This is a genomic window from Streptomyces sp. NPDC054796, from assembly GCF_053611545.1.
The window spans coordinates 17,448-27,496 of sequence record NZ_JBSHAO010000033.1; the positions used below are offsets into that span (position 1 = coordinate 17,448).

The following is a 10,049-nucleotide window of genomic DNA, read 5'->3' on the forward strand; positions in this document are numbered from 1 at the left end:
GCCGAGGCGTACGGGCCCGCACCCTTTCCGTCCGGTGTCCGGTCAGGGACTCACGTGCGCGACGCGCAGTCCCCGCACGTGCCGAAGATCTCGATCGTGTGGCCGACGTCCACGAAGCCGTGCTCCGCCGCGATCGACTCGGCCCATTTCTCCACGGCCGGGCCTTCGACCTCGACCGCCTTGCCGCAGTGGCGGCAGACCAGGTGGTGGTGGTGATCGTCGCTGTGACAGCGGCGGTAGACCGCCTCGCCCTCGTCCGTACGCAGCACATCGACCTCGCCCGCGTCGGCGAGGGACTGGAGGGTGCGGTAGACCGTGGTCAGCCCGACCGAGTCCCCGCGGTGCTTGAGCATGTCGTGCAGTTCCTGCGCGCTCCGGAACTCCTCGACCTCGGCAAGGGCCGCTGACACGGCGGCGCGCTGCCGGGTCGACCGGCCGCGGACAGGGGGACCTGCGGTGGCCACGCTGTCTCCTTCGTTCGTCGTGCTCCTGGGTCCTTTCCGCCTCATTGTGCCAGGCGCAACCCAGGAGCGGTTGTTACGCCCGTAGGGCCTCCCCGTCCTTCTCGTCCTCCCCGTTCTTCTCCTCCAGGGTGCCGCTTTCGTCCCGTCGAGCGACAGCCCTCGCCCTGCGCCGGGCCAGCGGCGCCGCGAGCGCGGTCACCACGATGAACAGCGCGATGGTGAGGACGACGATGCTGGCGCCGGGCGGTACGTCCGCGTAGTACGAGGTCGCAGTGCCGGAGAGGGTCACCAGCACCCCGAAGCCCATCGAGACGAACAGGGTGGTCGCGAAGCCCCGCGTGGCCTGCTGCGCTGCGGCGACCGGGATCACCATCAGCGCGCTCACCAGCAGCAGCCCCACGACGCGCATGGCCACCGTCACCGTCACGGCGGCTGTGACGGCCAGCAGCAGGTTCAGCACCCGCACCGGCAGCCCCGTCACGCGCGCGAACTCCTCGTCCTGGCAGACGGCGAACAACTGCCGCCGCAGCCCCAGCGAGACCGCCAGCACGAAGGCCGACAGGCACACGATGGCGATCACGTCGGAGTTCGAGACGGTCGTGATGGAGCCGAAGAGGTAGGTGGTGAGGTTGGCGTTGGAGCCGTTCGGCGAGAGGTTGATGATCATGACGCCGCCCGCCATGCCGCCGTAGAAGAGCATCGCGAGCGCGAGATCGCCGCGCGCCTTCCCGTACCAGCGGATCAGCTCCATCGCGACGGCGCCCAGTGACGCCACGAGCACGGCCATCCACACCGGGTTGGTGTTCAGCAGGAAGCCGAGCGCGACGCCGGTGAGGGCGACGTGGCCGATGCCGTCGCCCATGATCGCCTGGCGGCGCTGGACGAGGTAGATCCCGACGGCTGGCGCTGCTATGCCGACCAGCAGGGCGGCGAGCAGTGCCCGTTGCATGAAGGCGTAGTCCAGCAGCTCGGTCATGTCAGCAGTCCGGTCTCGATCTTCGAGGCGGGTTCGGCCTCGGGGGTGTCGTGCGGGTGGCAGGCCAGGTCGTGCAGACGCTCGGGGTGGTCGACGCGCTCGACCTGCCCGTCGCGCAGCACCACGGCGCGGTCGATCAGCGGGGCGAGCGGGCCCAGCTCGTGCAGCACCAGCAGCACGGAGCTGCCGCCCGCCACCTGCTCGCGCAGCGCGTCGGCGAGCACCCGCTGGCTGGCGAGGTCGACCCCGGCCAGCGGCTCGTCCATCAACAGCAGCTCCGGCTCTCCGGCGAGCGCGCGGGCGATGAGCACCCGCTGGTGCTGGCCGCCCGACAGGGCGCTCACGGAGTCCCTGGCGCGCTCCCGCATGCCCACCAGCTCCAGGGCGCGGTCCACGGCGGCGCGGTCGGCGCGGCCGAGGGGGCGCAGCCGCGTGCGGGCCAGTCGCCCCGAGGAGACGATCTCGCGGACCGTCGCCGGCACGCCCCCGGCGGCCGTGGAGCGCTGCGGTACGTAGCCCAGGCGCCGCCACTCGCGGAAGCGGGCCAGGGGCGTGCCGAACAGCTCCAGGCTGCCGCCGGTGAGCGGAACCTGCCCGATGACGGCCCGCACGGTGGTGGACTTGCCGGAGCCGTTGGCCCCGAGCAGCGCGACGACCTCGCCACGGCCGACGGTCAGGTCGATGCCGCGCAGCACGGGCCGCGCGCCGAGTGTGGCCGTCGCGTCACGCAGGGATATGACGGTCTCCGGTGGGGCCATGGCGGGTCGCCTTCCTCGGTCCTCGGGGTGCTCGCGTGCTGCGCGGGCCCGCTTGCTCGGGTATTCGGGTGCTCAGGAGTCGGATGGTGACACGTCAGGAACCGGAGCCCGCGTTCAGCGCCGTGCGCAGCGCCGACAGGTTCTCGCGCATGACCGAGAAGTAGTCCTGCTTCTTCTCGTTCTTGACGCTCTCCAGGGGGCTGAGGACGCCGGTCTTGAGCTTGAGGTCGCCCGCGAGGGCCTTGGCGGTCTTGTCGCTCGCGTTGTCTTCGAAGAAGACGGTGCTGACCTTGTCCTCCTTGGCGACCGTGTGCAGCTCCTTCATGCGCGCGGCGCTCGGCTCGGACTCGGGGTCGATGCCGGAGACGGCCTCCTCGTGCAGCCCGTAGCGCTCGGCGAAGTAGCCGAAGGCGGCGTGGGTGGTGACGAAGGTGTCGGTCTTGCGCTTCTCCAGGCCCTTCTCGAACTCCTTGTTGAGGGATTCGAGGCGCTTCACGAGGGAGGCGGTGTTCTTCTCGTAGGCGGCCTTGTGGTCCGGATCGGCCTTGGCCAGCTCCTTGCCGACGCCCTTGGCGACCTCGGCGTAGCGCACCGGGTCGAGCCAGATGTGGGGGTCCTCGCCGCTCTCGGTCTCGTGGCTGTGACCCTCGTGGCCCTCTTCCTCGGCGTGGTCGTGGCCCTCGTGCTCCTCGTGGCCCTCTTCCCCGCCGTGGTCGTGGCCCTCCTCGCCGTGCACGTCGTCGCCGTGGGCTTCGAGGGAGGTGTACGAGGTGGCCTCGGCGACGTTCTTCACGCCGGACTGGCCCACGGCCTCGTCGACGGCGGGCTGGAGGCCCTTGAGGTAGACGATGAGATCGGCTTCGCTGAGCTGCCCGGTCTGCTGCGGGCTGAGTTCGAGGTCGTGCGGTTCGACGCCCGGCTTGGTGAGGCTGTCGACGCTGACGTACTTGCCGCCGATCTCCTGGGCGAGGAACTTCATGGGGTAGAACGACGCGACGACGTTGACCTTGCCGTCGTCACCGGCCGCGGAGTCGTTGCCGCAGGCGGCGAGGGTGAGGGCGCCGAGGCCGAGAGCGGTGGCCGCGGCCGTGGTCCGTATGAGTCCCCGTGAAGGCAGTCGTCGTCGAGCGTTCATGACACTCATTTTCAACCTACATGGAAACGATTGTCAAATGATGTGGAGGCGGTGAAACCGTCTGCGGGCGGGCAGGCGCCCCGCCGGGAGTCCGGGACCCGAACCGATTTGATTCGGGCCCCTCATGGCTCGGTAATCTGAGGTATTCCGTCGTCGTTGATGAAGAGAGCACCGTGGCCGCCGACAAGATCGACACCATCGTCAGCCTGAGCAAGCGCCGTGGCTTTGTGTACCCGTGCAGTGAGATCTACGGTGGTCAGCGCGCCGCCTGGGACTACGGGCCGCTCGGCGTCGAACTCAAGGAGAACATCAAGCGCCAGTGGTGGCGCTCCATGGTCACTTCGCGCGATGACGTGGTCGGTCTCGACTCGTCCGTGATCCTGGCCCCCCAGGTCTGGGAGGCGTCGGGGCACGTCGCCACCTTCACGGACCCGCTCACCGAGTGCACCTCGTGCCACAAGCGTTTCCGCGCGGACCACCTGGAAGAGGCGTACGAGGCCAAGCACGGCCACCTGCCCCCGAACGGCATGGCCGACATCAACTGCCCCCACTGCGGCAACAAGGGCGGCTTCACCGAGCCCAAGCAGTTCTCAGGCCTGCTCTCGACGCACCTCGGCCCGACCCAGGACTCCGGTTCGGTCAGCTACCTGCGCCCCGAGACGGCCCAGGGCATCTTCACCAACTTCGCCAACGTGCAGCAGACGTCGCGCAAGAAGCCGCCGTTCGGCATCGCACAGACCGGCAAGTCCTTCCGGAACGAGATCACTCCGGGCAACTTCATCTTCCGCACCCGCGAGTTCGAGCAGATGGAGATGGAGTTCTTCGTCAAGCCGGGCGAGGACGAGGAGTGGCACGAGTACTGGATGGAGCAGCGCTGGAACTGGTACCGCGACCTCGGCATCCGCGAGGAGAACATCCGCTGGTACGAGCACCCGGCCGAGAAGCTCTCCCACTACTCGAAGCGCACCGCCGACATCGAGTACCGCTTCAACTTCGGCGGCACCGAGTTCTCCGAGCTGGAGGGCGTCGCCAACCGCACGGACTTCGACCTCGGCGCCCACTCCAAGGCGTCGGGCCACGACCTCTCCTACTTCGACCAGGAGGCGGGCGAGCGCTGGATCCCGTACGTCATCGAGCCCGCGGCCGGTGTCAACCGCGCGATGCTCGCGTTCATGCTCGACGCGTACATCGAGGACGAGGCACCGAACGCCAAGGGCAAGATGGAGAAGCGCACCGTCATGCGCCTCGACCCGCGCCTCTCCCCGGTCAAGGTGGCCGTGCTGCCGCTGTCCCGCAACGAGAAGCTGTCGCCCAAGGCGCGCGGCCTCGCCGAGACGCTGCGCAAGCACTGGAACATCGAGTTCGACGACGCGGGCGCCATCGGCCGCCGCTACCGCCGCCAGGACGAGATCGGCACGCCGTTCTGCATCACCGTCGACTTCGACACCCTCGACGACAACGCCGTCACGGTGCGTGAGCGCGACACGATGAAGCAGGACCGCGTCTCGCTGGACCAGATCGAGAGCTACCTGGGCGGCCGCCTGCTGGGCTGCTGAGCCCTGGCCGGACCCGACAGGGCCGGACAGAGCCGAATGTGGAAAGGTCCCGCATCCCCATTCCGGGGGTGCGGGACCTTTTCCTTCCCCGCTTCCTTTTCTGGCTCATTTTCCCATCCAGATCCCCCTGTCCCGCCATTTACGGTGCTTCGGGGCCGCATTCCCGCTTGCCCCTCATCCCCGTGGAGGGAGCACCCCGGCATGGTCAACGTGCGCACCAGCGGCGCCTGGACAGGCGTCGATGTGGAAGCAACGCAGTTCAGCGGCTTCAAAACGAAACGTCTCGCCTGGGGCGACGTCGCGGACGACGTGAAGAGCGCCTACGTCTTCGAGGGTGCCTCCACCCAGGTGGCACTCGACGGCACCCCGAGCGTGATCGGTTACTTCAAGCACTACAACCACGCCATCCCCATGCCGCCGCACCCGACATTCACCGCGGAACTCAGCATCACCGTGGCCTTCGGGGACAAGGACAGGCGCACGGTCGGCCCGGTGAAGTTCCAGCACAACGAGACGCCCAATGTGGGCCCGTCGCCGGAGGACACCGTCGAACTGGACGAGGTCAAGTTCGACCAGGTCGTGCAGGTCGACGGCAAGTGGTACGACATGCACGTCCAGGGCTTCCTGCAATTCGGCGAGATCAGCAGGCACTTCGTCAGCGTCGAGGACTCCAAGGAGCCCAACACCGCCGAACTCAGGGCTTCGTTCGCTCCCTACAAGGGCGGGGCGTAGCCGCCCGTACTGAGGACGCCGGGAGGAGCCCACGCATGACAGAACCGATCAAGCGGGTGACCGTCGCGCTCCAGACGAGCACGCAGGACGTCGGCGACGCGATCATCCACCGGACGACCGAGACGCTGGCGGACAGCCGGGTCTTTCTCGGCCTCGCGGGACGTGAGTTCCGCTGCGCGACGGGCGAGGGGCGGAAGCTGCTGGCGGGTTCGATCGAGACGTTCGTCTTCGGCAGCGATTCCAACGTCAAGTCCGCCGCGGCCAACGATCCCGCGTACCGCACGATGGAGAACGTCCGCGCCTATCCCGTCTACATCCGCTTCGCGCCCCAGCCCAACGCGAGCGACCCGCAAGAGGACGACTGGTGCCTGGAGCATGTGCGGGTCGGCGTCGAGGGCGCGCAGGGCGGCAGGCTCGATCTCGAAGCGCTGGAGGGGGCGGAGCGGATCTTTCTGGGCAGCGACGGAGGACACGTCCTGTATCTCCAGCCCGGCTCGGCTCAGACCTGGGGGTAGGGCTCCTCGGGCGTCAGCGTGTCAGTGCGAGCGCGGGAAAGGCGTGGTCCCGCCAGATGAGGCGCGAGGTCTCTTCGGGGTACGCGGCGACGGTCGGGGTGCCGTTCCGGGCGTCCTGGCCGTCGAAGAGCCGGGTGAGGCGCCGGCCGGTGTCGTACGCGGGCCACCCGGGGTCGCCGTGGGCGGCGAACCCGGTCCACGCGGCCCGCATCCGGGCGGACAGCGCCTCCGCCTCGTCATAGCCGGGGGACGGGGCCTCGCCGATCAGTGCGGCGGGCTGGCCGCGGTCCAGGTTGCCGAAGACGAGCGGCACGTCCAGGCCGTGGCAGGCGCCGAGGATCCCGCCCATGCCCGGCGCCTCCCACGTCAGCTCGTAGACGTGGGCCCGGCCTCCGGCCGCCGCGCGGGCCTCGGCGAGGCGGAGGGACGGCATGCGGAACAGGCAGTCGGAGCGGACCAGTTCGTACAGCGCCTCGGGGTCCGCGCCGGGGAAGCCGTCGCGGTAGCGGCGGGGGCCGTTCCCGCCCCCGTCCTCCTCGGGGCCCAGGGCGCGCAGGGCGCTCGCGGCCTGGGCTTCCGTCACGTGGCCGAGGAGCCCTTGGAGCGCGGTGAGCAGTCGCTGTTCGTGACGGGTGTGGCCGACGAGGAGTGCGACGTCGACGGCCGCGCCCTCGGCCAGGGCCCGCCACGGAGTGACCGGCAGGGTGTCGCCGTCGACGACGGGGGAGTACGGGATCGTCGCGTGCGCGGCCAGCCCCCAGCGCGGCGCCCACCGGTCCATCGCGGCGCTGACCGCGTCACCTGCGGCGGACAGTTGGGCCGGGGTCACCGTGGACAGGTCGGAGGCGGTGGGTTTGCGCCCCAGTTCGGCGGCGCAGACGCGTGCGATGTCGGCGGACAGCTCCGGCGAGAAGAACGTGCCCTGCACACTCTGCGCGACGGCCCGCCGGAAGAGCCAGGCCGCGCGCGGCATCGCCAGCAGCGCGGCGACCGACCCGCCGCCCGCCGACTGGCCGAAGACCGTGACCCGGTCCGGGTCGCCGCCGAAGGCGCGGACGGTGTCCCGCACCCACTCCAGGGCGGCGATCTGGTCGAGCAGCCCCCGGTTGGCGGGCGCACCGTCGAATTGGCCGAACCCCTCAAGGCCCACGCGGTAGTTGAACGTCACTACGACGACCTCGCCCTCGCGGGCCAGGCGGGCGCCGTCGTACTCGGGAAGGCAGGACATCCCGACCGTGTAGGCGCCGCCCTGGATCCACACCATGACGGGGAGCGCGGCGCCGGGGTCCGGGTCGGGCGTCCAGACGTTGACCGTCAGCCAGTCGTCACCCTGCGCGTACTGTGCCAGCGCGTGCATGCCGAGGGCTCCGCCCTGGGGAGGGGGCGGCCCGTACGAGACCGCGGGGCGCGTCCCGTCCCAGCCCTGTGCGGGGCGCGGTGCTGCGAACCGCAGTGCGCCGACGGGCGGTTCGGCGTACGGGATGCCCCGGAAGACGGCCACTCCTGCTTCGCGGGTGCCGCGCAGGGCTCCGGCGGGGGTGCGGACTTCGAGCGACGGCCCTGCTGGTTCCGGTGCGCCGGTGGTCATCACGGTCCCCTCCTGGCGGGCGGCTCCTGGCTTCGGAGCATCCCGCTGAGGGAGGGGGCGCGCCAGCGAATTAGGGGCGGCTGGGATGGGCGGGGAGCATGGGGCTTCGGTGAGCGGCTACTCGTTCTCGTCGCCGTCGTCGGGGCGGGTGTCAAAGCCGGTGGTGTCCAGGACGCAGTCGAAGGGCGCCGGCACGGTGACCTTCTCGCCGAACGGAACGGTCAGCCGGGCCGCGTAACCCCGCGAGGAGGGGTTCCAGAACACGGTCACGGCGCCCTCCTGCATGTCCAGCAGCAGATATACCGGCACGCCGCTCCTGCCGTAGACCGGCGCCTTGTCGTCCCAGTCCGTGTCACGCGTGGAGGGCGAAGTCAGCTCGGCGACGAGGGACAGGGCCTCCCCGTCCACGTAACGGCCCCGGCGCTGAAGGGCCCGCTCGGCGACGACGTACACGTCTGGCCCGTAGGCGCGCTCCTCACTGGGAAACGTGAACAGGAAGGGGGCGCTGTCGGCGATGTGACCCTCGGGCGCGTGCGGTTCCAGTTGGCGGCGGAGGGAACGCATGAGGGGCAGGTAGAACGGCTGCGACCACGGCGCCATGACGATGTTTCCCCCGATGATCTCCGCCTGATAGCCCTCGGGCACGTCCATGCCCAGCGTGGTGCGGCACAGCGCCTGGAAGCGCGCTGAGCCGTCGGGGACATCTATCGTCGTCGGTCGTTCGAGCATCACTGTCATGATGCGCCCTCCCCGCGAAGTGAACCAGTTGATACGCAGCGTAACGATCGAATGGTCGACATGGGGGTGCTTGCCGAAGGCCCGCTCTTTTCGTGAAGACGCTGGTCAGAACCGGTCGGAACCGGTCAGAGCGGTTGCCGTCAGGGTGAGGTGCTGGGTCAGGACCTCGGCCGCCGTGTCGGCGTCGCGGGACAGCGCCGCCTCCTCCAGGCGACGGTGTTCGTCGGCGCCGTCGCGGCCGGGGTTGCGGAGCGTCGACCAGCGGCGGGTCAGTTCGCTCGACGTCCACAGCCGGTCGAAGGTCTCCAGCAGGGCGGGGTTGCCGCAGCCCTCCAGCAGCGTCCGGTGGAAGACCCGATGGGCCTCGGCCCAGGCTTCGCTGTAGTGCTTGGTCTCCTCCGGGGTGTGGACGGGGGTGCGGGTCAGCCGGTGGTGCGCTGCCCGTACGCGGGCCTCCCAGTCGACGTCGCCGCGCTCGACGGACATGCGCAGCACGACCGGCTCGATCGTGCGCCGTGCCTCGGCGATCTCCTGCCAGCGCTGGTCGGAGAAGGCGGGCACGGCGAAGCCGCGGTTGTGCAGCCGGTCGGCGAGGCCGTCGCCGACAGCGCGTACCAGCGCCTCGCGTACGACGGCCAGGCTCACACCCTGTTCTCTGGCCAGGTCCTGCGGTTTGAGGGCTTCACCGGGGGCGTGGTCCCCGCGCATGATCGCGTCGCGCAGGCGGCCGTAGACCTGCTCGGAGAGCATCTGTTTTCCGGGAGAGGGGGAGGCGGCGGCGGCTGGTGGTGTCATGGGGTCAGCATAGACGATCGCTTGGATAATCGATTATTGGTGTTATGGTCGATGAAGAGTCGACGGGGCACGGCCATCCGGCACGCGACACCGCGACACCCCGAGACACGTCGAAAGGAACAACGCATGAGCGCCAACGACCCCTTCGCCCGCCTCCCCGAGGCGGCCACCTTCACCGTCACCAGCACCACCGTGGCCGACGGCGCCGCCTGGTCGGCCGAGCAGTTCGCCGCCGGTGTCCCCGGCGGCAAGGACGTCTCCCCGCAGCTCTCCTGGAGCGGCGCCCCCGAGGGCACCAAGAGCTACGCCGTGACGGTCTACGACCCGGACGCGCCCACCGGCTCCGGCTTCTGGCACTGGGCCGTCGCCGACATCCCCGCCACGGTCACCGAACTGCCCGAGGGCGCGGGCGACGACACCGGCTCGGGCCTGCCCGAGGGCGCCTTCCAGCTCCCCAACGACGCCCGCGCCGCCCGCTTCATGGGTGCAGCGCCGCCCGCCGGACACGGCCCGCACCGCTACTTCGTCGTGGTGCACGCCCTGGACGTCGAGTCCATCGGCGTACCCGCCGATGCCACCCCGGCCTTCCTCGGCTTCAATATGGCCGGACACACCCTCGGCCGCGCCGTCCTGACCGCGACAGCCGAGACCCCCGCCGCCTGACGGCTGCCGATCCGGTCCGACCCGCCGTGGGGGGGGCGCCCCCCCCCCCCCGCCCGCCGCGGCGCACACACCCCGCGCAAAAAAAACACCGTAACCCCACCCCCCCCCCCCCCCCCCCCCCCCCCCCCC

The 10,049-nt window shown here is 70.2% G+C and carries 11 protein-coding genes; 4 read left to right on the plus strand and 7 right to left on the minus strand.

The features are described from left to right. Positions 1 to 50: 50 nt before the first annotated feature. From ACWGJ2_RS25155 to ACWGJ2_RS25170, 4 genes are all read right to left on the minus strand, one after another. A complete protein-coding gene (locus tag ACWGJ2_RS25155; RefSeq protein WP_453348476.1) occupies positions 51 to 464 on the minus strand; it encodes a Fur family transcriptional regulator in 414 nt (137 codons plus the stop codon). A 73-nt stretch (positions 465 to 537) separates the two neighbouring features. Then, positions 538 to 1,440, minus strand: coding sequence for a metal ABC transporter permease (locus tag ACWGJ2_RS25160; RefSeq protein WP_453348477.1), 903 nt, complete (start codon positions 1,438 to 1,440; stop codon positions 538 to 540). Continuing rightward, a complete protein-coding gene (locus ACWGJ2_RS25165) occupies positions 1,437 to 2,198 on the minus strand; it encodes a metal ABC transporter ATP-binding protein (protein WP_453348478.1) in 762 nt (253 codons plus the stop codon). The genes ACWGJ2_RS25160 and ACWGJ2_RS25165 overlap by 4 nt, the downstream gene beginning before the upstream one ends. 94 nt (positions 2,199 to 2,292) lie before the next feature. Further along, positions 2,293 to 3,333, minus strand: a complete 1,041-nt coding sequence (locus tag ACWGJ2_RS25170) for a metal ABC transporter substrate-binding protein (RefSeq protein WP_453348479.1) — start codon at positions 3,331 to 3,333, stop codon at positions 2,293 to 2,295. Between the two features lie 173 nt (positions 3,334 to 3,506). On the opposite strand from ACWGJ2_RS25170, the gene ACWGJ2_RS25175 reads away from it, so the two are divergent. From ACWGJ2_RS25175 to ACWGJ2_RS25185, 3 genes are all read left to right on the plus strand, one after another. Next, on the plus strand, positions 3,507 to 4,889 hold the full coding sequence (locus ACWGJ2_RS25175) for a glycine--tRNA ligase (RefSeq protein WP_453348480.1): 1,383 nt from the start codon (positions 3,507 to 3,509) through the stop codon (positions 4,887 to 4,889). Positions 4,890 to 5,090: 201 nt separating this feature from the next. After that, the gene (locus ACWGJ2_RS25180) at positions 5,091 to 5,621 is read left to right on the plus strand and encodes a choice-of-anchor K domain-containing protein (RefSeq protein WP_453348481.1); all 531 of its coding nucleotides are present in this window, start codon (positions 5,091 to 5,093) and stop codon (positions 5,619 to 5,621) included. A 35-nt stretch (positions 5,622 to 5,656) separates the two neighbouring features. Next, on the plus strand, positions 5,657 to 6,136 hold the full coding sequence (locus tag ACWGJ2_RS25185; RefSeq protein WP_453348482.1) for a hypothetical protein: 480 nt from the start codon (positions 5,657 to 5,659) through the stop codon (positions 6,134 to 6,136). 13 nt (positions 6,137 to 6,149) lie between these two features. Here the strand turns inward: ACWGJ2_RS25185 and ACWGJ2_RS25190 are convergent, their stop codons facing one another. From ACWGJ2_RS25190 to ACWGJ2_RS25200, 3 genes are all read right to left on the minus strand, one after another. Beyond that, positions 6,150 to 7,724 (minus strand): carboxylesterase/lipase family protein, encoded by a 1,575-nt coding sequence (locus ACWGJ2_RS25190; RefSeq protein ID WP_453348483.1) that lies wholly within the window; start codon positions 7,722 to 7,724, stop codon positions 6,150 to 6,152. 117 nt (positions 7,725 to 7,841) lie between these two features. After that, positions 7,842 to 8,453, minus strand: coding sequence for a Uma2 family endonuclease (locus ACWGJ2_RS25195; RefSeq protein ID WP_453348484.1), 612 nt, complete (start codon positions 8,451 to 8,453; stop codon positions 7,842 to 7,844). 114 nt (positions 8,454 to 8,567) lie between these two features. Further along, a complete protein-coding gene (locus tag ACWGJ2_RS25200) occupies positions 8,568 to 9,257 on the minus strand; it encodes a GntR family transcriptional regulator (protein WP_453348485.1) in 690 nt (229 codons plus the stop codon). A 126-nt stretch (positions 9,258 to 9,383) separates the two neighbouring features. On the opposite strand from ACWGJ2_RS25200, the gene ACWGJ2_RS25205 reads away from it, so the two are divergent. Continuing rightward, positions 9,384 to 9,920 (plus strand): YbhB/YbcL family Raf kinase inhibitor-like protein, encoded by a 537-nt coding sequence (locus ACWGJ2_RS25205; protein ID WP_453348486.1) that lies wholly within the window; start codon positions 9,384 to 9,386, stop codon positions 9,918 to 9,920. Positions 9,921 to 10,049: the final 129 nt, after the last annotated feature.